The sequence below is a fragment of the Salibaculum sp. genome, assembly GCF_035270045.1.
Taxonomy (GTDB): domain Bacteria; phylum Pseudomonadota; class Alphaproteobacteria; order Rhodobacterales; family Rhodobacteraceae; genus Salibaculum.
This window is the reverse complement of the sequence record NZ_DATFIP010000060.1, coordinates 1-26,983: the sequence shown is the minus strand read 5'-3', so window position 1 is coordinate 26,983 and position 26,983 is coordinate 1. Positions and strand designations below refer to the sequence as shown.

Below are 26,983 nucleotides of genomic sequence, written 5' to 3'. Positions count from 1 at the left end.
GCCGCGACGCGCAGGAGGCAGGGCTATGGCGGAAACGGCGAACGGGGCCTGGGAATTCTGGATTGACCGTGGCGGCACCTTTACCGACATCGTAGCCCGTGCGCCGGATGGCGGGCTGCTCTCGCACAAGCTTCTGTCAGAGAACCCTGAACGCTACCGCGATGCGGCCGTGCAGGGCATTCGCGACCTTATGGGCACCGAAGCCCCGGAACCCGGCTCGATCAGGTCGGTCAAGATGGGAACCACGGTTGCGACCAACGCGCTGCTTGAGCGCAAGGGCGAACCCACGCTCTTGTTGATGACACGGGGCTTCGGTGACCTGCTGCGGATCGGCTACCAGGCCCGACCGGACCTTTTTGCCCTGAATGTGCGGCGGCCCGAACCGCTTTTCGACCGGGTGGCCGAGGTGACCGAACGGCTGGACGCCGCGGGCAAGGTTCTGATCCCCATGGATGAAGAGCGATTACGCCCCGTGCTCGAACAGGCCCGCACCGCGGGTTTCAAGGCCGTCGCCATTGCGTTCCTGCATGCCTATCTCAACCCTGTGCACGAAGAGCGCGCCGCCGAAATCGCGCGGGAGTTGGGCTTCACGCAGGTCAGCACTTCACACGGGGTGTCCGGCCTGGCCAAACTGGTCGGGCGCGGGGATACCACGGTGGTCGATGCCTACCTTTCGCCCATCCTGCGGCGCTACGTGCACGAGGTCGCCGATGCGCTGGACGTGGGCCGTGTGACGGGTCAACTGCTGTTCATGCAGTCCAGCGGCGGGTTGACTGACGCGATGCGGTTCCAGGGCAAGGACGCGATCCTGTCCGGGCCCGCGGGCGGTATCGTCGGCATGGTCAAGACCGGCGAAGCGGCGGGCCATGACCGCCTGATCGGCTTTGACATGGGCGGCACCTCGACGGATGTGAGCCACTATGCCGGCGATTTCGAGCGCAGCTTCGAAACCGAGGTCGCGGGCGTGCGGATGCGCGCGCCCATGATGGACATCCACACTGTTGCTGCCGGAGGCGGGTCGATATGCACTTTCCGCGATGGCCGCTTCCAGGTGGGGCCCGAAAGTGCTGGGTCCGATCCGGGCCCGGCCTGCTATCGTCGGGGCGGACCGCTGACCGTAACCGACTGCAACGTCATGCTTGGAAAACTGGACCCGGACCATTTTCCATGCGTTTTTGGCCCGGACGGCGATCAGCCACTGGACGCCGACGTGGTGCGCGAGAAGTTCCAAGCCCTGGCGGAAGAGGTTGCAAAAGCAACCGACGAGACCGCCCGCACGCCAGAGGACATGGCCGAGGGGTTCCTGCGCATCGCCGTGGACAACATGGCGGGCGCGATCAAGAAGATATCGGTCCAGCGCGGCCATGACGTGACCGGCTATACCCTGCAGTGCTTTGGCGGGGCTGGCGGGCAGCATGCCTGCCTTGTCGCCGATGCGCTGGGTATGGGGCGGGTACTGATCCACCCCTTTGCCGGGGTGCTTTCAGCCTTTGGAATGGGGCTGGCCGAACTGCGCGAGATGGTCGAGGAACAGCATGACGCGCCCTTGGCCGAAGTCGCGGCCGCGCAAGCGCGGGTTGACACGCTGACCGCGCAGGCCCGGTCAGCGCTGGTGGCCCAGGGCGTGACCGGTGCGATCGAGACCCGGGCGCAGGCGCATTTGCGTTACGACGGGTCGCACCAGACGCTGGCCGTGGATTTCAGTCCGCCCGAGCGGATGCAGGCGGAGTTCGAGGCCGCTCATGCCGCCCGTTTCGGTTTCACCAGCCCGGACCGGGCCATTCTCTTCGAGATGCTCAGCGTCGAGGCGATCAGCGACACGGGCGAGATACCCGAACGCATCGGCGCCGAGGCCGACCCGGCAAAGCCCATCGACAGCGTGCCCCTCCATACGGGCGGCACGCGACGGGACGCGCCGATATATCAGCGCGCGGACCTGGCCGAAAGGCAGGTCGTGACAGGCCCCGCGATCGTCCTCGAGCCGACCGGTACCAACATGGTAGAGCCGGGCTGGTCCGCCACTGTCGATGCGATGGGCAACCTCGTCCTGTCGCGCGACGGGTCCAGAGACCGAAGCCTCCCCGCCATGACCGAGGCCGACCCGGTGGTGATGGAGGTGATGTCCAACCTTTTCATGAACGTGGCCGAGCAGATGGGCGCAACGCTCGCCAATACATCCCGGTCGGTGAACATCAAGGAACGCTTCGACTTTTCCTGCGCGATCTTCGACGCAAAAGGCGACCTGGTGGCGAATGCACCGCATGTGCCGGTGCATCTTGGGTCCATGTCCGACAGCATCAAGACGGTGATGCGGCTGAACCCGGAGGTGGCGGACGGCGACGCCTTCATGCTCAATTCGCCTTATCGAGGCGGCACGCACCTGCCGGATGTCACGGTGGTCACGCCGGTCTTCGTGGATGGCAGGCCGACATTCTGGCTGGGGTCGCGCGGCCACCACGCCGACATCGGCGGACGTACCCCAGGATCGGCCCCACCCGACAGCACCCATATCGACGACGAGGGTGTTCTGATTGACAACGTCAAGCTTGTTGGCGCGGGCCAGTTCCGTGAAGACGACGCGCGTCGGGTCCTGGCTTCTGGCCGCTTCCCCTGCCGCAATCCGGACCAGAACATCGCCGACCTCAAGGCGCAGGTGGCCGCCAATGCGACCGGGCGTCGGGAGTTGCTGCGGGTCTGTGAAAAACAAGGGGTCGATGTGGTCACCGCCTACATGGGCCACGTCCAGCGAAACGCCGAAGAAAGCGTGCGCCGCGTGATCGACGGCTTGCCCGTTGGACGGTTCAGCTACCCCATGGATAACGGGCAGCGGATCGAGGTGTCGGTTTCCGTTGACCGTGATGCGCGCGAGGCCACGGTGGACTTTACCGGGACCAGCGCCCAGCACCCGGGCAACTACAACGCCCCCTTTGCGGTTTGCCGTGCGGTGGTCCTCTACGTTTTCCGAACCCTCGTCGGCTCGGACATCCCGCTCAACGAAGGCTGCCTCGCGCCGCTGAACATCATCGCGCCCGAGGGCTGCATGCTGAACCCGCGTTACCCGGCGGCGGTGATCGCGGGCAATACCGAGGTCTCCCAGGCGGCCTGCAACGCGCTTTACGGTGCGCTGGGCGTGATCGCGGGCAGTCAGGCGACCATGAACAATTTCGTCTGGGGCAATGACGTTTTCCAGAACTATGAGACCATCGCGGGCGGCACCGGTGCAGGGCCGGGCTTCGACGGCTGCGACGCGGTGCAAAGCCACATGACCAACACGCGTATGACCGATCCGGAGGTGCTGGAAAAACGCTTTCCCGTGCGGCTGGAGGAGTTCTCGATCCGGTCCGGTTCGGGCGGCGCGGGACAGTATCGCGGCGGGCATGGCGTGGTGCGTCGGCTTCGGTTCCTGACGGATGCAACCGTCACCACCCTGTCCTCCCATCGCCGCATTCCGCCATTCGGGGCGCAGGGTGGCGATCCCGGCCAGACGGGACGCAATTGGGTGGAATTGCCCGATGGCCGTCGCGTGGAACTTGACGGCGATGACGAGATCGACCTCGTCGCAGGATCGGCCTTTGTCATGGAAACGCCGGGCGGCGGCGGCTGGGGTGCTAGCTGAAGCGCCACTCGGTGATCTGGGTCGAGGGTTCGCCGGGGTGTAACGAGATATCCGGAAACCCCGGGCAATTGGGGGCGTCAGGCCAGCCCTGCGCCTCGATCGCCAGCCCGTGATGAAGCGGGGCCATGTCGCGGTGATCAAAGACCTGCAGGCCCGGCTCGGTGGTGGCCATGACCATCCGCCTACCCGATTCACCCGTCAGCCACAGGATATCCCGCAACTCGGTCCGCGCGCGGGATAGGCAGAAATTGTGGTCCAGATCGGGTGCGCCCGGCGTGAAGGGCTTGCCGTTGCGGAAATCGAACGCGCCGCCTGCCACGGGCCGGATCACCCCCGTTGGTAGCGTGTCACCATCCACGGGCAGGTAGTGATCTGCGGCGATGCGCAGCACATGCCCGGCCACGCTGTCGCTGCCGTCCATGTTCCAGTATCCGTGATGGGCCACGTTTATCAGCGTCTCGGAATCTGTCTCGGCGGTTACGGTCAGGCGCAGGGTGCCGGGCGCGGTGATCTCGTAGCGCGCCCTGATGACACGATTTCCTGGCATGCCGCCCTCTCCATCAGGCAAATTAACAGACAGAATGACCCGATCATCTGCTGATTCATCAACGTTCCATATCTTGGCATGTAGTCCCTTTGACCCGCCATGCAGCAGCGTCTTGCCGTTCTCGTTCTTTTCGAAATGAAAAGGTCGGCCGCCGATGCGTGCCGTCGCATCGCGCAGCCGGTTGGCCACCGGCCCGACCAGCGCGCCGAAATAGCCATGGGCGCCTTCGTAGTCCGCCAGGTTCTCACGTCCCAGGACAAGGCTGTGGTCCATTCCGTCGAGCCGCAGATCCTGAAGGATGCCGCCCCGGGTCAGGACCGTGGCCGAGAGGCCCTCCATGTTCAGATCAATGGCGTGGACGGTCTCTCCGTCGCTCGTGGTTCCAAACTCGCGCATTGTGTCCTCCTTCAGAGAATGACCTGGTGTTCTTCCTGACCCGTCGTCTCGACCGGGGACGAGAACGTCTTTCCATGGTCCGGGGCCGTGTCGGCCAGCCCCTCGGCAGCCGAGGTGCAGAACAGTGTCCGCAGTTGCGGCCCGCCAAAGGCCGGGCAGCTCGTTTGCGTAGCGGGAAAATCCACAGCGCCCAGGAAGCTGGCATTCGGTGCGTAACAGGCCACGCGCCCGGCCCCCCATTGCGCGTTCCAGAAATTACCATGGGCGTCGATCACGGCTCCGTCCGGATTCAGATCCTCCGGCCTCAGGTTGAGCCAGATCTCGGGGTCACCCTCGGGCCAGCCATCCCGATCGGACAACCGCTGGCGCATGATCTGTCGTTTTGGCGTGTCGGTGAAATGGACGTGGGCGCCATCAGGGCTGAAACAGATCGCATTGGGGATGGTGATGCCGCGGTAAAGCTCGCGCAGCTCGCCCCCGTAGTAGCGATAGATCGCACCTGCGCCGGGTTCGGCATTGATCCCCATCGTGCCGATCCAGAATCCGCCGAACGGATCCGCGCGTCCATCATTGGAACGTGTGACCGGGTTGTCTGCCTCGAGCGCGACCACGTCGTCGCGCGCACCGGTGACCAGGTCGAAGAGAAACAGCCCCCCGGAGTCGGCGACCATAAGCCTGTCGTTGTCGACCCAGCCCGCCGCTGACACGTGGTCGTCGAACTGCCAATGCCGCCCCTTGCGATGCAGCCGTTTACCAAGAATGTCGAACCAGTAAAGCTCTTGTCGTTTCGGGTGCCAAAGCGGGCCTTCGCCCAGGATGCATCGGGTGGCGTCGTGGATCATGGCGGGCCTTGCTGAAATACGTTTGCGCTAACGCTAGCGCTTTCCGTAGTAGAGGCCAACCACATGTTCGGCCTCGGCGAAGAAGAGCCAGCGCGATGCGAAGACACCGGCCAGGTGCAGCAACACCGCGACGGCCGCCAGAAGATGGCTGAACCCGGCCAGCAGGAGTCCGACGGGCAGGATGAACCCGGAGACCAGCGCGATGGCCCGCAGGGTTGTGCTGTGCTTGCGCCCGACCACGTGCACGAATTCACGCAGCAAGTAGTTGGTGCCGGTATGAGGCGGCTCGAAACTGCGCACCGCGCCCCGGTCGCCCAGGCCGGTGGCGGTTGACAGCGTCGTGCCAGACCCGGCCAAGGCCTTGTCCCCGATGACCCAATGCGCGAACTGCGCCGCGCCCGCGAGGGCCAGAAGCCAGATCGCGATCGAAACCTCCCCGGCCAGCAGGGCCCCGCCCGACAGGCTGAAGCTCAGGAACAACGCCGGGGTCGTGGGGCTGTGCCAGCGTGGGACCGTGCGCATCTGCGCGTAGATCATCGAAGTCGTGAAGACCGTGAACAGGCTCAGCGCGCCGCCGAGATAGCCCAGCACCGCCCAGCGATTTCCCAAGAAAACCAGCCCGGCACCATAGAGCGCCATCACGAGAAGCGCCGCGACCGAGGCCCAGGCCTCGCGGCTGAGCCAGCTTGTCCGCCACTGGGTAAAGGCCTTGAGCGCGCGTTCCGGGTGGCCCAGGTGAAAGGTCGATGCCAAGAGCCCGCCAACCGCCAGCAGATAGGCAATCGTGAAGAACACGAAAGCGACCCAGCCGGTTGGGACCAGCACGCCCATGCCAATCCAGAACAAAAGCCCGAAGCCGAGGCCCGAGAGCGCGGTAAACAGGATGACCGACGGCGCGGGATGCATCAGGCGCCCCCGACCTTGGAAAGAGCCTTGTCCAGCCAGCCGACGAAACCGCGGGCATCCTCGGCCACCGGTTTCAAGGCAGGGGGCTGCATCTCGACGTCGCGCGCGCGGGGGGGCAGATACTTGTTGACCGGCCTGGTGCCCTGTTCCGGCATCAGGTCCATTCCGCCCCGCTCAGCCGTTAGCTTGCTGACGTTGGACTCCGGGTCCGCAAAGTCCCCGAAATGCCGCGCGCCGGCCGGGCAGGTGCGCACGCAGGCCGGTTCGCGGTCTTCTTCCGGCAGGTTCTCGTTGTAGATCCGATCGACGCAAAGGGTGCATTTCTTCATCACGCCCGCCGTCGGGTCCATTTCCCGCGCGCCGTAGGGACAGGCCCAGGCGCAGAGCCCGCAGCCAATGCAATCCTGTTCATTGACAAGAACGATGCCGTCCTCGCTGCGCTTGTAGCTGGCGCCGGTGGGACAGACGGTGACACAGGGCGCGTCTTCGCAGTGCAGGCAGGACTTGGGGAAATGCACCAGCTGAGCAGGGCCGTCGTTGGGCTGGATCTCGTAACTGTGCACCCGGTTGAGGTAGGTGCCCGAGGGGTCGGCGCCAAATGCATCGGTGTCGGCCAGCGGCGCACCGTAGTTTTCCGTGTTCCAGCCTTTGCAGGAGATCACGCAGGCATGGCAGCCCACGCAGGTGTCCAGGTCGATGACAAGGCCGAGTTTGCGGTCGGTGGACGTGGGCAAATTGGTCATAAAACACCGTATGGGTTTGGTGTGGGTCTGGTACGGGCCTGGTATGGGTCGGATGTGGCTGCCTTTGATCGATTTTGTCTAAGGCTTTCTATTTCGTGGAAAAAGTTTGGGTTAGAAGCGAGCGACCCTCCGGGCGGAGTTTTGGGGGTCAGAAGAAGCAAGGGCGTGGCGCGTGAGATCGGTTCTTCAGAGTCGCGGTCCCATGTTGCGACGAACCAGATGAAGGAGCCGACCATCAGGGCGATGAAGGCGAAAATGAGCAGGAGGGTGCGGGTCATTACAGCTCTCCCGTGTCGCGGAGCGCGAAATAGTGAATAAAGGTGTCGGACACCGAAGGCATGATGACCCCAACGCCTTCGGCGGTTTGGGCGAGTGCAGAGCGCGCACCGCACCACCCGCTTGTGGATGGTGTTGGCAGAACAGCGTCATGGGGCCAGGTCTCGGACGCCGCCCTGATAATGATACGCTCGGCAGCTGTGCGGGGCATCAAGGGAAACCAATCCGTGTCCGTTGACCACATACAAAGACCCACAGATTTATCATAAGTGGCGACGAAATCGGCTGCATGGGTGAGGCGTGCGTCGTTCGGCAGTTCGACAACGTAAGTGCCTGTGGCGTTGAGATCAGCTGTCAGGACCGTGCCTTGCGGCACTGTATTTGTGTAGTTCTGAAGTTTCTGCAAGGCGTCTTGCGAGGCTTGTAGCTGCATTTCCTCAAAAGTTGGATCAGATTGAGCAAGCGCTGGGAACGCGCTAAGGCAGGCCAAGAGGGCAGCGGTGCGGGTCATTTGCCGACCTTCCATGCCAGTTGTGACGGACCTTGGGGGACGGGGGCCTTTTGCGCCGGTGTGGCAGGCCGGGTTTCGGCAGGCGCTGCGGATTTTTCGATTTTGACGCGCAGGTCGAACCATGCGGCCTGACCTGTGACGGGGTCGGAGTTGGACCAGCGCATGCCGTCGCCTTTTTCTGGCAGAAGCTCGTGGATGAGGTGGTTGAGAAGGAAGCCTTTGGTGGCCTCTGGCGCGTCGTCTGACAGCGCCCAAGCGCCTTTGCGCTTGCCGATGGCGTTCCAGGTCCACACTGTGTTCTCGTTCAGCGCCGCCATGTGGGCCACGGGTACGGTGATCGAACCGGTGGGCGAGGTGACGATGGCCCAGTCACCCTCGGAAAATCCGTGATCCGTCCAGATCCTTGTCGGTACATAGAGTGGGTTTTGTCCGTGAATTTGACGCAACCAGGCGTTTTGAGACCCCCAGCTGTGATACATTGCCATGGGTCGTTGCGTCAGAGCGTGGAGCGGGTAGCCTGCGGCGGCTTCGTTCCCCAGCGGCTCGAACCAGAAGGGCAGCGGGTCCATGTGGGTTTGCAGCCGGGCGCGCAGATGTTCGGGCGGCTGATGCGTGCCCTTGCCCTCGGCGGCCATCTGCATCCGGCGCAACGGTTCGGAGTAGAGCGAGAACACGTAGGGCTGCGGGCTGTCGTAGAATCCCATTTGCACCGCCCAGTCCTGATAAGCCATGTTGAACGGCTTGTAATAGGCTGCGCCTGCGGGCAGATGCTCCATCCAGAAGCCGCCGTTGCGGATATAGCTGTCTAGTTGGCCTGCGTTGGGCTCACCTCGCCCGTGTTGCAGGCCGCTTTCCCCCATGCGCCAGCCGGCCAGCGGGCCGATGCCCGGACGGCGGATATGGTTGGTCATGTAGTCGGCATAATCAGCGTATTTCGGGGTACCGTCCGCGTTGACGAAACCGGGCAGGTCCAGCCGCGCGCCAAGGTCGCACAGGACCGATTGAAAGGCGCGCACATCGCGGTCGGGCTCCACCACCGGCCAGCGGATCGCGTCGGCAACCGCGTCGGCCTCGCAGATGGGGCGATCCAGCAGGGAAATGCAATCGTGCCGTTCCAGGTAGGTCGTGTCGGGCAACACCAGGTCCGCATAGGCCACCATCTCCGAACTGTAGGCGTCGGAATAGATGATCCGCGGGATGACATAGTCGCCGTTTTCGTCCGTGTCCGTCAGCATGTTCATGGTCTGACGTGTGTTCATGGACGAATTCCACGACATGTTCGCCATGTAGAGGAACAGCGTGTCGATCTTGTAGGGATCGCCCGCATGGGCGTTCGAGATGACCATGTGCATCATCCCGTGCGCAGAGAGCGGGTTGTCCCAGGAAAAGGCCTTGTCGATGCGGGCCGGGCCACCGGCCTCGGTCAGGCACAGGTCTTCGGGCCCCTGTGGATACCCCAGGTGCGGGCCGTCCAGCGCCGCACCCGGCGTGACCTTGCAATGCGGTTTCGGGTGCGCCGTGTGTGGCTTGGGATAGGGCGGCTTGAACCGCATCCCGCCGGGCGTCTCGACCGAACCCAGCAGGATCTGCAACGTGTGCAGGGCGCGGGCGGTCTGGAACCCGTTGGAATGGGCCGAGATGCCCCGCATGGCATGCATCGAGACGGGCCGCCCGATCATCTTGTCGTGCTTGACCCCACGGAAATCCGTCCATTCCCGGTCGAGTTCGATCGCCTCGTCAAAGGCCACCCGCGCCAGTTCGGCCGCGAGGGCGCGGATGCGCGCTGCGCTGATGCCGGTCCGTTCAGCCGCCGCCTCGGGCGCCCATTGCTGATCTAGGAACCTGTCGGCCATGACATGGAAAACGGGACGGTGCGTAACACCGGCGTGGCGGTGGCTCGCGCTCAGGTCCGGCTGCACGCCTTGCCCGTTCCACGGCGCAAGCTGGCCCGTGCGGCGGTCGATCACCTGCGGCTGGCCGTCGCTGTCCTTGAGCAACAAACCGGGGCTGTCGGATTTCGGGTCGCCGTCGATCAGGCAGGCGGCATTGGTGAATTGCGCCAGGTAGTCGAGGTCGACCTTGCCCGCCTTCATCAGTTCGTGGATCAGTGCCATGATCAGCAGGCCGTCGGTGCCCGGGGTGATCCCGAACCAGTCATCGGCCACCGCGTTGTAACCGGACCGGATCGGGTTCACGCCAATCATCCTGGCGCCGCGTTCCTTGATCTTGCCGATGCCCATCTTGATGGGGTTGCTGTCGTGGTCTTCGGCCACGCCGAACAACAGGAAAAGCTTGGTATGGTCCCAGTCGGGCTGGCCGAATTCCCAGAACGCACCGCCCATCGTGTATATACCCGCAGCGGCCATGTTGACGGAACAAAAGCCGCCGTGGGCCGCGTAGTTGGGCGTACCAAAGGATTGCGCCCAAAGCCCGGTAAAGCTCTGCGACTGGTCGCGGCCGGTAAAGAAGGCCAGTTTCTCCGGGGACTGTTCGCGCAGGGGTTTCAGCCATCCCGTGGCCATCTCCAGCGCCTCGTCCCAGCTGATTTCCTCGAATTCGCCGGACCCCCGTGGGCCGACACGTTTCAGGGGCGCGCGCAGCCGTGACGGCGCGTTCACCTGCATGATCCCGGCGCTGCCCTTGGCGCAGAGAACGCCCCGGTTCACCGGGTGGTCGCGATTGCCCTCGATATAGGCGACCTTGCCGCCCTTCATGTGCACGTTGATCCCGCACCGGCAGGCGCACATGTAACAGGTGGTCTTGCGCACCTCGTCAGAGACGTGCGGCGACGTGTCCAGATCCGGTTGGTCCTTTGCCATCCCTCAGAATCCTCCCTGCATCAATTGTATAACAATTGACCCGGATGGCCATAGGCCCCACTTGATCGAGCGCACATGGATTTGCGGGACGATGCGTTCGATTTCAGCCTGCCTTGCCCATCACGGCCAGCGCGTCGCGGGCGATCTGACGTTCTTCCTCCGCCGCGATGACATGAACGGGCAGGGGCCCCAGCCAGGCCAGGCGGTCCATGATCCGCTGACGGATGTCGGCGGAGTTCTCGCCGATCCCGCCGGTGAAGGCCACCGCGTCAACCCCGCCCATGTCGGCGATCAGGGCGCCGGCCTGGTGGGTGGTGGACCAGACGAAATGATCGACGGCAAAGCGCGCGGCCGCGGATTCATGCGCTAGAAGCCCGCGCATGTCGGACGTGCCACCAAGCGCCAAAAGCCCGCTGTCCTTGTTGAGCAGATGGCCGGCCGCCTCGATCCCGATTTCCTCTGCAAGCCGCAGCACGGCCATGCCGTCGATATCGCCCGATCGTGTGGCCATTGTGGGGCCGGAGAGCGGCGAATAGCCCATGGAGGTTGCGACCGAGCGTCCGTTGCGGATGGCACAAAGGCTGACACCCGCGCCCAGATGCAGCGCCAGCAGGCGGTCGGGCAGGTCCTTGCCGAACTGCACGACCATGCCCGCATAAGACAGCCCGTGGAACCCGTAGCGGCGCAGCCCCTTGGCGCGCCAGGTCTCCGGTATGGCATAGGTTGTAGCAAGGTCCGGCTGGCCCGCGTGAAAGGCCGTGTCGAAACTGGCGTATTGCGGCAGGCCCGGCAGGGCGTCCGCGACGGCGCGGATACCGGCCAGCGCCGGTGGGTTGTGCAGCGGGGCCAACTGCACATTGGCCTCGATCGCGGCGAGGGCGTTCTTGTCCAGGCGGGTCGGCCCGGTCAATGCCGTGCCGCCATGGACGACACGATGGGCGGCGGCGGTGATTTCGTCCATGGGAATCCCATGAGTCTGAAGCGCGTTCAGGATGGCAGCGATTCCCTCCGCATGTGACGCGATATGCAGTTCCCTTTCCGCCCCACCGAGAGAGAGTTTCGCCGGACCGCCGATGCCGGTCACGGCGCCTTGCAGCGCCTCCGTCAGGTCGGCGCGAAAGAGCGACAGCCTGATCGACGACGACCCGGTATTGAGAACGAGCAGCATCACTGGGCCGCGGCCACGATCATGCCCAGCGCCGCCGAAGCCAGCCGGGCGGGCGCGGCCTGGCTACGCGAGGTCAGCAGGATCGGAACCTTGGCCCCCATCACCAGCCCGCCCGCGCAACAGCCCATGCCCAGTACCATCAGCTTGAAGATGGCGTTGCCGGTGGTGATGTTCGGGGTCACGATGATATCCGCGTCACCCGCGACGGGGCTGTCATAGCCCTTGATCCGGGCGGCTTCCTTCGAGAGGATCAGGTCCATCGCCATGGGTCCGGCTACATCCGCATCGGGCAGGTGATCCCGTGCCCAGGTGGCGATGGCGGCGCTTTCCATGGTGTTCTGCACCGAAGGGATCGGGTCCTCGGTCGGCGCCAGAAGGGCCGCACGGGGCCTGTCGACGCCCAGAAGCTCCGACAATTGCACCGCCAGCGACAGGCAGGCCTGACGCGTTTCCACGTCCGGGTCCACGTTCAGCGCCGCATCGGTCAGCAGCAGCGGCCGATCGCTGTCCGGTGCGGTGATGTGGAAGACATGCCCGCACCGGCTGCCCTTTTCGCGCAGCCCGGCCGAGGATGGCAGAAGGCCCTTGAGGAAGGTCGAGGTATGGACCTGTCCCTTCATGATGGCATCGACCTCGCCGTTGCGCGCCAGTTCCGCGGCCTTGGTGCTGGCCTCGGCATGGGGCGCGTGGATCAGGCGCATCCCGCCGATATCGTAGCCGATCTGCGCGGCGGCGGCCTCGATCTTGGGTCGATCGCCGATCAGGACCGGCTCGGCCAGCCCAGCCTGGGCGGCTTCGCGTATACCGTCAAGTGGGTGGGCCGCCCCGGCGTTGACCAGCGCCACGCGAGGGCACGGGAGGCTATGGGCCTGATCCAGCAGATGCTGCGGCGTATGCGGCAGGGTTCTGGACAGGAAGGGGTAAGGGTCCGTCATCGCGGCTCCGTCGTGAAATGTACCAAGCGCTATCCTTGCCCGGCCGGATCATTGGTCAATGACAGGGGTCATGGTTCGCAGGGCATCATGCGGTATTCCGCCGGGGTGACGCGCGCAAGCGGCGAAACGTTCGGCAAGCGGGCGGTGACTTGCACTGTGATGACGCTGGCCGCTCATCCGAAGACCCGGGTCAGCGCGGCATCGGTGGCCGCGACGATCCGGTCGATATCGTCGCGCGTCGCAATCAGTGCGGGCGAAAAGCACAGCGTGTTGTTGCGCCCCGGGACCGAACGGTTGGTGGCCCCGATGATCACCCCTTGCGCGTTGCAATCGGCCACGACCTGCGCCGCCCGCCTCTCGTCCACCGGCGTGCGGCTTTCGCGGTCGGCCACCAGCTCCGCGCCCAGGAACAGCCCCTTGCCGCGCACGTCGCCGATGACGGCGTGCCGCTCGGACAGGGCGTGCAACTCGTCCAGCATGTAGTCGCCCATCGCGGTGGTGTTCTCCAACAGGGCCTCGTCCTCGATGATGGCCATGTTCTCCATCGCCGCAGCCGGGCCTGCGGTGCAACCGCCGAAGGTCGAGATGTCGCGGAAATAATTCATCGGGTCCTCGGCATCGTCCTTGAACATCTCGAAGACCCGTTCCGAGGTTACGCAGCAGGCGATGGCGGCGTAGCCGGAGGCCACGCCCTTGGCCATTGTCACGAAGTCGGGTTCGATCCCGTAATGCTGGTAGCCGAACCAGGTGCCGGTGCGGCCCACGCCGCAAACCACCTCGTCGATATGCAGCAGGATATCGTATCTGCGGCAGATCTCCTGCACGCGCTGCCAGTAACCCTCGGGCGGGACGATCACGCCGCCCCCGGCGGTCACCGGTTCGAGGCAGAGCGCACCAATGGTGTCGGGGCCTTCGCGCAAGATGACCTCTTCGATCTGGTCGGCGGCCCATTCGCCGTAGTTGTCAGCCGGGGCGCCGTCCTGTTCGTGCTTGCGATATTCCAGGCAATGCGGGACGCGCACGAAGCCGGCTGTGAAGGGGCCGTATTGTGCGTTGCGTTCGTCCTGTCCCCCGGCCGACAGGCAGGCGATGGTGGTGCCGTGGTAATCGCGGTCGCGATAGAGGATCTTGTGCTTGCGCCCGCCATGGCGCTTGTGAGCGATCTGGCGCACCATCTTGAAGGCCTTCTCGTTCGCCTCGGACCCCGAATTCGTGTAGTAGACGCGGGACAACCCCGGCATCTTCTCGATCAGGCGTTCGGCGAACAGTGCGCCGGGCACCGACCCGGCAGCGCCCGCGAAATAGGGCAACTGGATCAGCTGGTCGCGCACGGCATTGGCTATCCTTTCGCGGCCATAGCCCACGTTCACCGTCCAGACCCCGCCCGAGACGGCGTCAAGGTGTTCCTTGCCCTTCTGGTCCCAGACGCGCATGCCGCGGCCCTCTATGATGATGCGCGGCTCACCGGTTTCGAACGGCTTGTGCTGGACCAGATGGTGCCAGACATTGGCGCGGTCGGCCTCGACCACCCGAGAAATGTCGTTGGGACTGAGCGTACCATCCATGATCTGTTGCCTTTCCGGTTTTTGCGCGGCCATCCCGTGGCGGTTCGGGGCGAAGCCTGACCGGTAATCTGCGCAGGGCGCGGGGGCGGGTCAAGGTGATCCCGTCGCGCCCGGGCGTCTGTTGCGCCGCAATGGTGGTGCTTTTCGCGCGAATCTGGACGGATGGGTCTTGACCTTCCCATTACTGGAACCCTTATGTCGCCCGTGAAAGGGGACTACCATGACCGTTCAACGACTGGATTTCGAGATCGACGGGCTCAGCTGCGCTGGCTGCGTAGGTCGGGCCGAGAAGGCCATCACCTCGGTCTCCGGGGTGACGGGGGCCGAGATCAACCTGGCCACAAAGTCGGCGCGGGTGGCACTGGAAGGCGCGGATGCCCGCACCATCAGCAGTGCATTGAACGCTGCCGGTTACCCGGCGGTGCCGCACCGCCAGCGTCTGGAGATCGCGGGCATGACCTGCGCCTCCTGCGTGGCGCGGGTCGAGTCCGCTCTGGAACAGGTGCCAGGGGTCACCGAGGTAACCGTGAACCTCGCCGACGGCGTGGCCTCGGTCAGGACACTGGACAAGAACACCGGACCACTGATCGAAGCGGTCAAGGCGGTTGGCTACGAGGCGCGGCCCGTGCAGACGGGCACCACCGCGGACGACACCGTCGGCACCGAGATCCAGCACCTGCGGCGGTCCTTCCTTTTGTCGGCGGTCCTGACCCTGCCGATCTTCCTGGTCGAAATGGGCGGGCACGCCGTGCCCGCCTTGCACGACGTCATTGCCACCACGATCGGGATGCAGGCCAGCTGGATGATCCAGTTCGCCTTGGCCACGCTGGTGCTGGCCGTGCCGGGGCGTATGTTCTTTGCCAAGGGGTTTCCCGCGCTCATGCGGCGCGCGCCGGACATGAACTCGTTGGTAGCCATCGGGGCGGGCGCGGCCTGGGCCTATTCAAGCCTTGCCACCTTCCGGCCCCAATGGCTGCCCGACGGCACTGTGGCCGTCTACTTCGAAGCCGCCGCGGTGATCGTGACGCTCATCCTCCTGGGGCGTTGGCTGGAGGCGCGGGCCAAGGGCCGTACCGGGGCCGCGATCAAGCGGCTTGTGGGCCTGCGCCCTGATACCGCTCGGGTCGAACGCGACGGCGATGTGCTCGACCTTCCCGTCGATGACATCCAACGCGGCGACCGGGTGCATCTGCGTGCCGGTGACCGTGTGCCGGTCGACGGGGTCGTGCGCGAGGGCAGCAGCTTTGTGGACGAAAGCATGGTGACCGGCGAACCTGTCGCGGTCGAAAAGACTGAAGGCACCGAGTTGGTCGCGGGCACCGTCAACGGCAACGGCGCGCTGGTGATGCGTGCCACAGCCGTCGGCGCGGACACGATGCTGTCCCGTATCATCGAGATGGTCGAAGAGGCACAGGGCAGCCGCTTGCCGGTTCAGGACCTCGTCAACCGCATCACGGCATGGTTCGTGCCCGCCGTCATGGGCGTGGCGCTCATGACCATTGCCCTCTGGCTGGTCTTCGGGCCTGAACCGGCTTTGCCCTTCGCGCTGGTTTCGGGCGTGTCCGTGCTGATCATTGCCTGCCCCTGCGCCATGGGGCTGGCGACGCCAATGTCGATCATGGTCGGCACCGGGCGCGCTGCCGACCTGGGCGTCTTGTTTCGCCGTGGCGACGCGCTGCAATCCCTGCAATCGGTGGATGTTGTTGCCTTCGACAAGACCGGCACCCTGACCGAGGGAAAACCACGGGTCACGGATATTGACTGCAAGAAGGGTGAAGGCGCCTTCCTGTCCACCGTCGCCGCAGTCGAGGCGGCGTCGGATCACCCGCTAGCCGGGGCCATCGTGGCCGAGGCCAAGGCAAGGGGGCTGGATCTGCCGCGGGCCAGTGACGTCCAGGCGGTGCCGGGACACGGCCTGTCAGGAATCGTGAATGGCCGGTCGGTCGCCATCGGCAACGCCCGCATGATGAAGGAGGCCGGAGTCGATGCAGCGGGGCTCACCACCCGGGCCGATGCACTGGCCGACCAGGGCCGCACCGTCGTCATGGTCGCCATCGACGGCCTGCCCGCGGGGGTGTTGGGCCTGGCCGACACGCTGAAATCCACCGCGAAGGCCACCGTAGCCGCCTTGCACGCGCGCGGCGTGCAGACCGCCCTGGTCTCGGGCGACAGCGAACCGGCCGCCCGTGCCATCGCGGCGGAGCTGGGAATCGATCACGTGGTGGCCGGAGTCCTGCCCGACGGCAAGGTCGACGCGGTGCGTGCCTTGCAAGAGGGGGGCCGCAAGCTGGCTTTCGTCGGTGACGGCATCAACGACGCGCCCGCGCTGGCCGCCGCCGATATCGGTATCGCGATGGGCTCTGGCACCGATGTCGCCGTGGAAAGCGCCGACGTGGTGCTTGTCTCGGGCAACCCCGGCGGCGTGGCCGAGGCGGTGGAGATCAGCCGTCGCACCCTGCGCAACATCTGGCAGAACCTCGGGTGGGCCTTCGGCTACAACGTGGCCTTGATACCCGTGGCGGCGGGCCTGCTCTACATCTTCGGCGGGCCGTTGCTGTCGCCGCAACTCGCCGCCGGGGCCATGGCGCTGTCCTCGGTGCTGGTTGTCACCAACGCCCTGCGCCTGCGCCGGGTGAAAACGGAGGCCTTGCAATGAACATCAAGGAGGTCGCCACCCGTACCGGCTTGCCCGCCAAGACCATCCGTTATTATGAGGACATTGGCCTGGTGACGCCCGACCGTGCCGAGAACGGCTATCGCAGCTTCGAGCGGACCCACCTCCACAAACTGGCCTTCCTGGCCCGTGCCCGCGGCCTTGGCTTTTCGATCGAGGATTGCCGCGGGCTTCTGGCCCTGTGGGAGGACCGCGAGCGTGCCAGTGGCGATGTCCGCGCCATCGCTACGGCCCATCTGGCCGAGATCGAGGAAAAGATCGCCGGACTGGAAGAAATGCGCGCAACCCTGTCAGACCTCGTCAGCGCCTGCCACGGCGATGACCGCCCGGATTGCCCGATCCTGAAAAGGCTGGAGGCCGGCTGAAGTGTGGGCCGAGCCGACGGTATGGCCCGCCCGCTTCGACGGGTCAAGAATATCGCTGGGCGACGCGATTGCGTGACAGTGGCGGCGCCCCACCAAGATTTACAACTTGCGCGTCAATTTGGTCAGCATTGCAAGGCAGGCCTCGATCTGGTCCACCGCCACGAACTCATCGGGCTTGTGTGCCTGGGCGATGGACCCCGGCCCACAGACAACAGCGGACGTGCCCAGTTTCTGGAAAAGACCCGCTTCGGTTCCGAATGGCACCAACCCGCAGCCATTGGCCCGGGTCAGTTCCATGCAAAGATCGCGCGCGGCGTTGTCGTCCATGGGCTCCAACCCGTCCACCTCGGCAATGGTCTCCGTCTCGATGCGGGCGCGCGCATCCACCTGCCGCATCGCGGGCAGCAGCGTTTCAGCCACATAGGCGGCAAGGTCCGATTTCACGAAATCGGCATCCGATTTCTGCACCGGGCGCATCTCCCATTCCACCTCGGCGGTGCCCGGAATGACGTTGTGCGCGATACCACCATGCAGCGCGCCGGTGTTGATCGTGCTCCAGGGCGGTTCGAACTGTGATCCTTCCGGTGCCCGGTCGCGCAGCCGATCGGACAGTTCGATCAGGCGAGTAACATAGCGCACCGCGTAATCCACTGCATTTACACCCAGATCGGGCGACGAGCCGTGCCCTTCAAGCCCGGTGAACCGGGTAGTGTATTCATAGCAGCCCTTGTGCCCTTCGATCACGCGCATCTCGGTCGGTTCGCCGATAATCGCCATGGCCGGGCGCAGGCCCTTTTCGCGCAAGTGATCGACCAGCGCCTGCCCGCCGAGGCAGCCCACTTCCTCGTCATAGGTAAATGCCATGTGCAGAGGGCGGGTCGTCGCTGCCTCTGCGAACCTTGGCGCCAGCGCGATGCAGGCTGCGATGAAACCCTTCATGTCGCATGTGCCGCGGCCATGGAGCCTGCCCTCGGCCTCGGTCAGCTCGAAAGGGTCGCTGCTCCAGGGCTGGTCGGCCACGGGAACGACATCGGTATGCCCCGACAGAACGATGCCGCCGTCACGGTCGGGCCCGAAGGTGGCCAGGACATTGGCCTTCTGCCCGCTGGGATCGTGCTGCACCTCGACCCGGGCGCCGTGGTGTTCCAGCACGCCGGCAATATGATGGATGAGCCCGAGGTTGCTGTCCGCCGAGACGGTCGGGAACCCAACAAGCGTGCGCAGCTCGTCGATGCAGGTGGTCAGATCAGTCATACACAAAGCGATGGACCGAGGCGCGCGGCGCGTCAATCCCGGTTGCGCGCGGGCGACGATTCGCGCTGCAGGCGATACCCGCTGCCGTAACCGGGTTCACGGCCGCCCTGGACAACAATCCAAGGTAGAAGGTGCGAAGTCCGGCCGTCGGAATTACACGCCAGTCGCGCGCTGAATTGTCCGTGCCGCCGCTTGGTCCGGGGCTTGTTACAAAACCGTCATATATCTGTTGCATAAACATCATCAGTCACCCGTAGCCCCGCAGACAAGGTCAGTCGGCTCGCGGCTGACCGTCTGCAAGACAATATCAGGAGTTTCCCATGACGCTTGCAAAACTGACCGCCTCTGCTCTGGCGATCACCGCTGTTGCTTCCGCTGCCTCTGCCCGTGACAACGTGCAGGTTGCCGGCTCCTCCACCGTTCTGCCATACGCCTCGATCGTCGCCGAATTGTTCGGTGAAAACACCGACTACCCGACCCCCGTCGTCGAATCCGGCGGCTCCTCCGCTGGCCTGGCCCGCTTCTGCGAGGGCGTTGGCGAAAACACCATTGACGTGGCCAATGCCTCGCGTGCCATCCGTGCCGGCGAGATCGAGGAATGTGCGGCAAACGGCGTGACTGACATCATGGAAGTTCGCATCGGTTACGACGGCATTGTCTTCGCCAGCCAGAAAGACGGCCCGGCCTACACAGAATTTCAGCCCTCTGACTGGTACCAGGCCCTGGCCGCCGAGATCCCCATGGACGGCGAGATGGTCGCCAACCCCCACACCACCTGGGACGACGTGAACGCCGATCTGCCGGCCGAGGAAATCCTGGCCTTCATCCCGGGCACCAAGCACGGCACCCGTGAAGTCTTCGAGGAAAAGGTCCTGCTGCAGGGCTGCGAAGACACGGGTGCCATGGCCGCTCTGGAAGAGATGGGCATGGACGAGGATGGTGTCGAACAGGCCTGCATGAACGTGCGTGCCGACGGCGCCTCCGTCGACATCGACGGTGACTACACCGAGACCCTGGCCCGCGTCGACTCGAACGCCAACGGTATCGGCGTCTTCGGCCTGGCCTTCTACGAGAACAATACCAACGTTCTGAAGGTTGCCACCATGGGCGGGGTTGCCCCCTCGACCGAGACCATTTCGACCGGCGAATACCCAGTGTCGCGTCCGCTGTACTTCTACGTCAAGGCAGCCCACATCGGTGTGATCCCGGGCCTGAAGGACTTTGCCCAGTTCTTCATGGCTGACGAAGTCGCTGGCCCCGGCGGCCCGCTGGCGAACTACGGCCTGGTCCCCGATCCGGAGCTGGACCAGACCCAGGAAATGATCGCAAATGAAGTGACCATGCAGTAAACACTGTTCCTGTCTGGAAGGGCGCCAAGGCGGCGCCCTTCCAATCCGCCCGCGGGGGGCGTACCTGAAACCCGACCATTCAACTGGGGACGCTGCCATGCCCACCATCTGGATTGCCCTGCTGGCCATCGCCATCGGCGTGGCGGGCTATTTGATCGGACGCCGCCGCGCCATGTCGTCCGCCGGCGGACGTATCCGGAACCTGCATTCACTTCCCAATTTTTACGGCATGTCAGCGGCGCTGTCCGGTCTGGTGCCGGCCCTGCTCGTCCTTGGCCTTTGGACGCTGGCGCAGCCGCTGGTCCTTCAGAACACGATCTCGGACATGATCTCGCAGGACCAGCTCGAGTCGACGGGGTCGCTCGGGCTGGCCATGTCGGACGTGCGACGGGTTGCCGACGGGCTGGATCTGGCCGTGTCCGAGAGCGCGCTGAGCGCCGAAGAAGCAAGCAGCATCGGTACCGACCTGTCCGAAGTGCGTGCGCTTCTGGGCGAGATTGGCGTCGCCCTTGGGTCGGACGTCTCGCAGGAGACGCTGCGCGCTGCCCAGGCCTATCGCGGCCAATCCGCGACCGGGGATCTGTTCAAGACGCTGGTGGTGCTGGCTATCGCCCTGGGCGGGACCGCGCTGGCCATCTGGCGCATCACGGCCGCCTTTCGTGCCCGCAATTTTGTCGAGACGGGGGTGCGGATGCTGCTGATCGCCGCGGCCTCGATCGCGGTCCTGACCACGGTCGGCATTTTTCTGTCGCTGATCTTCAACACGGTGGAGTTCTTCCGTCTCTACCCGGCTTGGGATTTCTTTTTTGGCACCACCTGGCAGCCCAGTTTCTCGGGCCGGGGCGGGGCGAGTCAGCTGGGCGTGGTGCCGCTCCTCTGGGGCACCCTCTACATTTCGCTGATCGCCTTGGCCGTGGCAGTACCGATCGGCCTGCTCTCGGCGATCTACCTGTCCGAATATGCCTCGCCGCGGGTACGCGCCTTCGCCAAGCCAATGCTGGAAGTGCTGGCCGGCATTCCGACCATCGTCTACGGCCTTTTCGCGCTGCTGACCGTCGGGCCCCTGCTGGTCACGGTGTTCGGCGACAATACTGTGGGTTGGATGCGGGGCGGCACGGCGGTGATGACGGCCGGCCTGGTGATGGGGATCATGCTTATTCCCTTCGTCAGTTCCCTGTCCGACGACATCATCAACTCGGTGCCCCAGGCCATGCGGGACGGGTCGCTCGGCCTTGGCGCCACCCACGCCGAGACCGTGCGCCAGGTGGTCCTGCCGGCGGCCCTGCCAGGCGTCGTGGGCGCGATACTGCTGGCGGCCAGCCGCGCCATCGGCGAGACCATGATCGTCGTGCTGGGGGCTGGGGCAGCCGCGCGACTCTCGCTCAACCCTTTCGAGGCAATGACGACCGTGACCGCCAAGATTGTCAGCCAGCTGACCGGTGACAGCGATTTTTCCTCGCCCGAGGCCCTGGTGGCCTTTGCCCTTGGCATGACTCTCTTCGTCATCACGCTCGGGCTGAACGTCGTGGCCCTCTACATCGTGCGCAAATACCGGGAGCAGTACGAATGACCGACGCGACCGCACAGCCCCTGCCGCAGCCCGAGGGCAAGAAATCCTCGATCCTCGTGGCTGACGCGCATACCGCCAAGCGCAACGCCGCCGAAGGCCGATTCAAGGCCTACGGGATCATCGCTATCTTGATCGGCCTGCTTTTCCTGGTCGCGCTGCTGGGCTCGATTATTTTCAACGGAGCCCCGGCCTTCACGCAGACCAGGGTGACGCTGGATATTCCCCTGAACGAGGACGAGATCGAGGCCGCCGAAGCCTCGATCGTGAAGACGGCAAAGTACAACGATCTTGTCGGCACCGCGGTCGCAAAGGCCCTCGCCGATGCCGGGATCGAGACCGACATGGAACCGGATTCGCTTTTGCGGATGCTTTCGGGGTCAGCCGGGTCCAACTTCCGCAACCGTGTGCTGGACAACCCCGGCCTCGTCGGGTCCACACAGACGTTCGAGTTTCTTGCGTCGTCGCGGGTCGACGGCTACCTCAAGGGGCGTGTCACCCGCGATGCCCTGGTCGACGACAAGAACCTGGATGCCGCACACTTGGATCTTGTCGACCAGATGCGCGAGGCCGGGCTGGTCAACCGTGGATTCAACCTCGATTTCATCCTTGGCGCCGATGCCTCGGACACCCGGCCCGAGGCCGCCGGGATGGGTGTGTCGATGCTGGGCTCGTTCTTCATGATGCTTGTCGTCCTTGCCTGCGCGCTACCCATCGGTATCGCAGCGTCAATCTACCTCGAGGAATTCGCGCCCCAGAATCGCTGGACCGACCTGATCGAGGTGAACATCTCGAACCTGGCGGCGGTGCCCTCGATCGTCTTCGGCATCCTCGGGCTGTCAGCTTTCATTCAGGTCATGCACCTGCCGCAGTCGGCGCCGCTGGTGGGTGGGCTTACCCTGACGCTCATGACGCTGCCGACAATCGTCATCTCGACCCGCGCCTCGCTCAAGTCGGTGCCACCCTCTATCCGCGACGCGGCGCTGGGCGTCGGGGCCTCGAAGATGCAGGCGGTCTTCCATCACGTGCTGCCCCTGGCCATGCCCGGTATCCTGACCGGCACGATCATCGGGCTGGCGCAGGCGCTGGGCGAGACCGCGCCACTGCTCCTGATCGGCATGGTGGGTTTCATTGCCTCCAACCCGCCCGAGGGGCTGACCTCTGGGTTCATGGATCCCAACTCGGCCATGCCTGCGCAGATCTACGAATGGGCCAAGCGCTCGGACCCGGCCTTTTACGAAAGGGCCTGGGGTGGCATCATCATCCTGCTGCTGTTCCTCATGACGATGAACATCATCGCCATCCTGCTGCGGCGGAAATTCGAGCGCCGCTGGTAAGAAGGACCGGGCAAATGAACGATATGCGACTGATCGAGAGAGCGGTGAACATGGACGACATCAAGATTTCCGCCCGCAAGGTGCAGGTCTATTACGGCGATAATCACGCCATCAAGGACGTGAATGTCGATATCCAGGACAAGACCGTGACCGCCTTCATCGGGCCGTCGGGCTGTGGCAAGTCCACCTTCCTGCGCTGCTTGAACCGGATGAACGACACCATCGACATCTGCCGGGTCGAGGGGGACATCCACCTGGACGGTGAGGACATCAACGACAAACGGGTGGACCCGGTCCAGCTGCGTGCAAAGGTCGGGATGGTCTTTCAGAAGCCCAACCCGTTCCCCAAGTCGATCTACGACAACGTGGCCTATGGCCCCAAGATCCACGGGATGGCCAGTAACAAGGCCGAGCTGGACGAAATCGTCGAGAACGCGCTGCGCCGTGCCGCGCTCTGGGAAGAGGCGAAGGATCGCCTCGACACTCCTGGCACGGGCTTGTCCGGCGGTCAGCAGCAGCGCTTGTGCATCGCGCGCGCGGTCGCGACCGAGCCCGAAGTCCTGCTCATGGACGAACCCTGTTCGGCACTGGACCCTATCGCGACCAGTCAGGTCGAAGAGCTGATCGACGAGTTGCGCACCGATTACAGTGTCGTCATCGTGACGCATTCGATGCAGCAGGCCGCCCGCGTCAGTCAGAAGACGGCCTTCTTCCACCTCGGCCACCTCGTCGAATACGGCGAGACCGGGAAAATCTTTACCAACCCCGAGGATGAGCGCACCGAAAGCTACATCACCGGGCGGATCGGGTGATATCATGAACCAGGAACACATTTCCTCGGCTTTCGACCGAGACCTCGAGGCGATCCAGGCCCTGATGGTCAAGATGGGCGGACTCGTGGAGGCCGCCATCCTAGACGGGGCCAAGGCCGTCACCACGCGCGATATCGAACTGGCCGAGAAGGTGCGCAAGGGCGATGCCGCCATCGATGAACTCGAGGAACGCATCAACGAGGAAACCGCTCGCACCATCGCGCTGCGGGCGCCGGTGTCCAGCGACCTTCGGGTTGTGCTTTCCGTTCTCAAGCTCGCGGCGAGCCTTGAACGCATCGGGGACTATGCGCGCAACCTGGCCAAGCGCACCGAGGTCCTGGCCGACCAGCGGCCGATCAGCGGCCCGGACAAGGCGCTCAAGCGGATGTCCAAGGAAGTGCAGAGGATGCTCAAGGACACGCTGGATGCCTACGTGCGCCGCGATGTCGAACTGGCCGAGGACGTGCGGCAGCGCGACGAGGAAGTCGACGAGATGTACAACGCGCTGTTTCGTGAATTCCTGACGTTCATGATGGAAGACCCGCGCAACATCACGGCTTGCATGCACCTGCATTTCATCGCGAAGAACGTCGAACGCATGGGCGATCTCGTCACCAACATGGCTGAACAGGTGGTCTATGTGGTTACCGGCGAAATGCCCGATGACACCCGCCCCAAAAGCGACGAGACGGCCTTCATCTCCGGCGAGACGTAAATCCCATGTCCCCTGCCACGCAGCCACACGTTCTTGTGGTCGAGGATGAACTGGCGCAACGCGAAGTCCTTGCCTACAATCTCGAAGCCGAAGGCTTCCGTACGACGAGGGCCGAAGACGGTGAGCAGGCCCTGATGATGGTGGAAGAGGATCTCCCGGATGTCATCGTGCTGGACTGGATGCTGCCGACGGTTTCCGGAATCGAGGTCTGCCGACAGCTCAAGACCCGGCCCGAGACGCGCGGCGTGCCCATCATCATGCTGTCCGCCCGGTCCGAGGAGGTGGACAAGGTCCGTGGCCTCGAAACCGGCGCGGATGACTACGTGGTCAAGCCCTATTCCGTGTCCGAGCTGATGGCGCGTGTTCGCACCCAGTTGCGGCGCGTGCGGCCCGCGACGGTAGGGCAGGTCCTTGTTTTCGACGACATCGAGCTGGATGGAGAGACGCACCGCGTAAAGCGGTCCAACAGGCTGCTTAAGCTAGGCCCGACCGAATTCCGGCTGTTGACCACCTTCATGGAAAAGCCGGGGCGGGTCTGGTCACGCGATCAGCTGCTCGACCGGGTCTGGGGCCGTGACATCTATGTCGATACCCGCACGGTCGACGTTCATATCGGCCGGTTGCGCAAGGCCCTGACCCAGCACGGCGGCGATGATCCGGTGCGCACCGTGCGTGGTGCGGGCTATGCGCTGGGGTGACCGCGCCGACCATCCCAAGAAGGGTCGGGCTTTCGCTCCGGACCGTGCCCGCCATGCCCGGCACCGCAAACGCCGGTCAAGTCACCCTCCCCACGATCGTTCCGGGCTGGGGCCCAACCAGAGGGCGCCCCATGGCTCACTTTTGGTCATCACGCTTTTTCGTTGCCACCCGTGTTTGACCAACCTCAGACTGCGCGCAAGCACGGTGGCAAACGGCCCGCGCGCGGCCTTGTAAGCCCGCTGACGCTAACCACTAGTCCCACGGCAAAATCGGTGCGCCATACGCAGATGGACGTGATCACCATACCGGTACATGCACCGGGGACGGGCAAGATTCACAAGGATTATCCCCGGTCGATACAGACACAGCCGGGGGCACGGACAAGATAACACAACCGCCATGCGCTGGAATCTGTCAAAGCCCATCGACGATCCGTTGCGGCCATGGCTGGAAGCGGACCTCTCGTCGGTCAGGTACTTGGCGCGGCACCCGCTACAGGAAAACACGATGGGAAACGGCCACACCGGTCTTCAACGATGGCTGGCTGAAGATGGATCGCAACGGGGGCGCGCACGGAATGCGATCGACCTCCCTTGGGAGGAAAATACGCTCTTTGCAGGCTCGCATCACGTCGCCGAAATACGGGCTCTTATCGCATCGCTCAGGGGACATGCAGTCTGACCTGCCAGTCTTCGGGACCTGCAACGCCGTCACCCCCTCGAAATGATCCTCGACCAGTACGAGCAGAGCTATATCGAAGAGCCTATACGGTGGAACGTCACCGAATGGTCAACCAGTGGCGCGAGGGAGGGTCGGCAGCTGTTTGTGCTCGTGTTGGCCAACAAAAACAGCTCTCCCCCCTTGCGCCCGAGCGTCATAGAACGTAGATCACCATCAGATTTGGCGCGGGGTGGAGCAGCCCGGTAGCTCGTCAGGCTCATAACCTGAAGGTCAGAGGTTCAAATCCTCTCCCCGCAACCAAAATTACCAAATAATACAAACGCTTAGAGCCCGACTTAACCAGTCGGCTTTTTGGCGTTCGTTTCATGTCAACGCCATGTCAACGTTTTACGAGTCGCCCTACGGCGCGCCCAGCGCATCAGACCTTCAGCAGATCAAGCAGCGGATCAAACGCGTACATCGCGGCTCGACGCCCCGAGGCTGGCTCTATCGTGCGCAGCAGGCCAGCGTCCACGAGGCGTCGGGACAGGGCGCGTGCCGAAGAAGCCGGTATTCCGGAACGATCGACAAACCGATCATTGCGGAAGATCGGGCTGGCGATCACGAAATCCAATGCCTGATCATGGAACTGCGAGTTCAGCACCTCCCGGAAACGTTCCCGCATCTCGCCATGAAGGCCGAAGATTGCATCTGCGGTCTGGATGTTGACTGAAGCCTGAGCGTGCATGGCCTCTAGGAAAAATGCGACCCAGCCTGTCCAGTCACCGGTGGCGGAGACTGCGCGCATTTGCTCGATGTACGCGTCCTTGTTGGCTTCGAAATACCCCGATACGAAGAAGTTCGGCTGATGCAGGACGTCGAGCTTCCACAGCATCAGGGTGATCAGCATGCGACCGATCCTGCCATTGCCGTCTTCGAACGGGTGCAGGGCTTCGAACTCGACATGCGCGATGGCCGTCCGGATCAGCGGCCGCATATTGCTTTCGTTGATGTAACGCACAAGCTCGACCATCGCAGGGCCAAGCTGCTCGGGCGCAATCGGGACATAGTAGATTTTCCCGCGCCGCTCGTCGCCGATGTAGTTCTGTTCGATCTTGTAGCTGCCGGGGCGCTTGCGGGCGCCACGACCGAAGGACAGCAACTGCTGGTGCGCAGTGCGGATCAGATGTTCGCCAAGCGGAGCCCCCTCGGCTAGCGAATGCTGGG

Annotated in this window: 21 protein-coding genes and 1 tRNA gene; 10 read left to right on the top strand and 12 right to left on the bottom strand. The window is 64.2% G+C overall.

Going from position 1 to position 26,983, the window contains the following annotated elements; genetic code table 11:
- The first annotated feature begins 25 nt into the window (after nucleotides 1-25).
- Complete coding sequence (locus tag VJ897_RS11030; protein WP_324055720.1) at nucleotides 26-3,616, top strand: hydantoinase B/oxoprolinase family protein; 3,591 nt, start codon at nucleotides 26-28, stop codon at nucleotides 3,614-3,616.
- Here the strand turns inward: VJ897_RS11030 and VJ897_RS11025 are convergent.
- From VJ897_RS11025 to VJ897_RS10980, 10 genes are all read right to left on the bottom strand, one after another.
- Nucleotides 3,609-4,559 carry an aldose epimerase family protein gene (locus tag VJ897_RS11025; RefSeq protein ID WP_324055719.1) on the bottom strand — a complete coding sequence of 317 codons (951 nt, stop codon included), beginning with the start codon at nucleotides 4,557-4,559 and terminating at the stop codon, nucleotides 3,609-3,611. The genes VJ897_RS11030 and VJ897_RS11025 overlap by 8 nt on opposite strands.
- A gap of 11 nt (nucleotides 4,560-4,570) precedes the next feature.
- The gene (locus tag VJ897_RS11020; RefSeq protein ID WP_324055718.1) at nucleotides 4,571-5,401 is read right to left on the bottom strand and encodes an SMP-30/gluconolactonase/LRE family protein; all 831 of its coding nucleotides are present in this window, start codon (nucleotides 5,399-5,401) and stop codon (nucleotides 4,571-4,573) included.
- 33 nt (nucleotides 5,402-5,434) lie between these two features.
- A complete protein-coding gene (locus VJ897_RS11015) occupies nucleotides 5,435-6,307 on the bottom strand; it encodes a dimethyl sulfoxide reductase anchor subunit family protein (protein ID WP_324055717.1) in 873 nt (290 codons plus the stop codon).
- Nucleotides 6,307-7,050, bottom strand: a complete 744-nt coding sequence (locus VJ897_RS11010; protein ID WP_324055716.1) for a 4Fe-4S dicluster domain-containing protein — start codon at nucleotides 7,048-7,050, stop codon at nucleotides 6,307-6,309. Before VJ897_RS11010 ends, VJ897_RS11015 begins: the two co-directional genes overlap by 1 nt.
- Nucleotides 7,047-7,328, bottom strand: coding sequence for a hypothetical protein (locus VJ897_RS11005; protein WP_324055715.1), 282 nt, complete (start codon nucleotides 7,326-7,328; stop codon nucleotides 7,047-7,049). Before VJ897_RS11005 ends, VJ897_RS11010 begins: the two co-directional genes overlap by 4 nt.
- Complete coding sequence (locus tag VJ897_RS11000; protein WP_324055714.1) at nucleotides 7,328-7,837, bottom strand: hypothetical protein; 510 nt, start codon at nucleotides 7,835-7,837, stop codon at nucleotides 7,328-7,330. The genes VJ897_RS11005 and VJ897_RS11000 overlap by 1 nt, the downstream gene beginning before the upstream one ends.
- Nucleotides 7,834-10,656, bottom strand: coding sequence for a molybdopterin oxidoreductase family protein (locus VJ897_RS10995; protein ID WP_324055713.1), 2,823 nt, complete (start codon nucleotides 10,654-10,656; stop codon nucleotides 7,834-7,836). Before VJ897_RS10995 ends, VJ897_RS11000 begins: the two co-directional genes overlap by 4 nt.
- Before the next feature lie 103 nt (nucleotides 10,657-10,759).
- Nucleotides 10,760-11,824 (bottom strand): acetate/propionate family kinase, encoded by a 1,065-nt coding sequence (locus tag VJ897_RS10990; protein WP_324055728.1) that lies wholly within the window; start codon nucleotides 11,822-11,824, stop codon nucleotides 10,760-10,762.
- Nucleotides 11,824-12,759: a phosphate acyltransferase gene (locus VJ897_RS10985; protein ID WP_324055712.1), complete on the bottom strand. Its 936-nt coding sequence runs from the start codon at nucleotides 12,757-12,759 to the stop codon at nucleotides 11,824-11,826. Before VJ897_RS10985 ends, VJ897_RS10990 begins: the two co-directional genes overlap by 1 nt.
- A 173-nt stretch (nucleotides 12,760-12,932) precedes the next feature.
- Nucleotides 12,933-14,324, bottom strand: a complete 1,392-nt coding sequence (locus VJ897_RS10980; protein ID WP_324055711.1) for an aminotransferase family protein — start codon at nucleotides 14,322-14,324, stop codon at nucleotides 12,933-12,935.
- A gap of 220 nt (nucleotides 14,325-14,544) precedes the next feature.
- Between VJ897_RS10980 and VJ897_RS10975 the strand changes: the two genes are divergently transcribed.
- A complete protein-coding gene (locus tag VJ897_RS10975; RefSeq protein WP_324055710.1) occupies nucleotides 14,545-16,980 on the top strand; it encodes a heavy metal translocating P-type ATPase in 2,436 nt (811 codons plus the stop codon).
- A complete protein-coding gene (gene cueR, locus VJ897_RS10970) occupies nucleotides 16,977-17,363 on the top strand; it encodes a Cu(I)-responsive transcriptional regulator (RefSeq protein ID WP_324055709.1) in 387 nt (128 codons plus the stop codon). The genes VJ897_RS10975 and cueR overlap by 4 nt, the downstream gene beginning before the upstream one ends.
- 99 nt (nucleotides 17,364-17,462) lie before the next feature.
- Here cueR and argE read toward each other — a convergent pair whose 3' ends face one another.
- Nucleotides 17,463-18,617, bottom strand: a complete 1,155-nt coding sequence (gene argE / locus VJ897_RS10965) for an acetylornithine deacetylase (protein WP_324055708.1) — start codon at nucleotides 18,615-18,617, stop codon at nucleotides 17,463-17,465.
- Nucleotides 18,618-18,937: 320 nt separating this feature from the next.
- Here argE and VJ897_RS10960 point away from each other — a divergent pair, with 320 nt between their 5' ends.
- From VJ897_RS10960 to VJ897_RS10930, 7 genes are all read left to right on the top strand, one after another.
- On the top strand, nucleotides 18,938-19,966 hold the full coding sequence (locus VJ897_RS10960; RefSeq protein ID WP_324055707.1) for a PstS family phosphate ABC transporter substrate-binding protein: 1,029 nt from the start codon (nucleotides 18,938-18,940) through the stop codon (nucleotides 19,964-19,966).
- 97 nt (nucleotides 19,967-20,063) lie between these two features.
- A complete protein-coding gene (pstC, locus tag VJ897_RS10955; protein ID WP_324055706.1) occupies nucleotides 20,064-21,536 on the top strand; it encodes a phosphate ABC transporter permease subunit PstC in 1,473 nt (490 codons plus the stop codon).
- Entirely contained in the window at nucleotides 21,533-22,870 is a 1,338-nt protein-coding gene (pstA, locus tag VJ897_RS10950) for a phosphate ABC transporter permease PstA (protein ID WP_324055705.1), read from the top strand. Before pstC ends, pstA begins: the two co-directional genes overlap by 4 nt.
- Nucleotides 22,871-22,884: 14 nt before the next feature.
- Nucleotides 22,885-23,682 (top strand): phosphate ABC transporter ATP-binding protein PstB, encoded by a 798-nt coding sequence (gene pstB / locus VJ897_RS10945; protein WP_324055704.1) that lies wholly within the window; start codon nucleotides 22,885-22,887, stop codon nucleotides 23,680-23,682.
- A 4-nt stretch (nucleotides 23,683-23,686) separates the two neighbouring features.
- Nucleotides 23,687-24,397, top strand: a complete 711-nt coding sequence (gene phoU / locus VJ897_RS10940) for a phosphate signaling complex protein PhoU (RefSeq protein ID WP_324055703.1) — start codon at nucleotides 23,687-23,689, stop codon at nucleotides 24,395-24,397.
- Nucleotides 24,398-24,402: 5 nt separating this feature from the next.
- Complete coding sequence (gene phoB, locus VJ897_RS10935; protein WP_324055702.1) at nucleotides 24,403-25,095, top strand: phosphate regulon transcriptional regulator PhoB; 693 nt, start codon at nucleotides 24,403-24,405, stop codon at nucleotides 25,093-25,095.
- Between the two features lie 905 nt (nucleotides 25,096-26,000).
- Nucleotides 26,001-26,077 (top strand) — tRNA-Met (locus tag VJ897_RS10930).
- Nucleotides 26,078-26,195: 118 nt separating this feature from the next.
- Here VJ897_RS10930 and VJ897_RS10925 read toward each other — a convergent pair.
- Nucleotides 26,196-26,983: Fic family protein (locus VJ897_RS10925; protein WP_324055701.1), on the bottom strand; the 788-nt coding region annotated here is incomplete at its 5' end.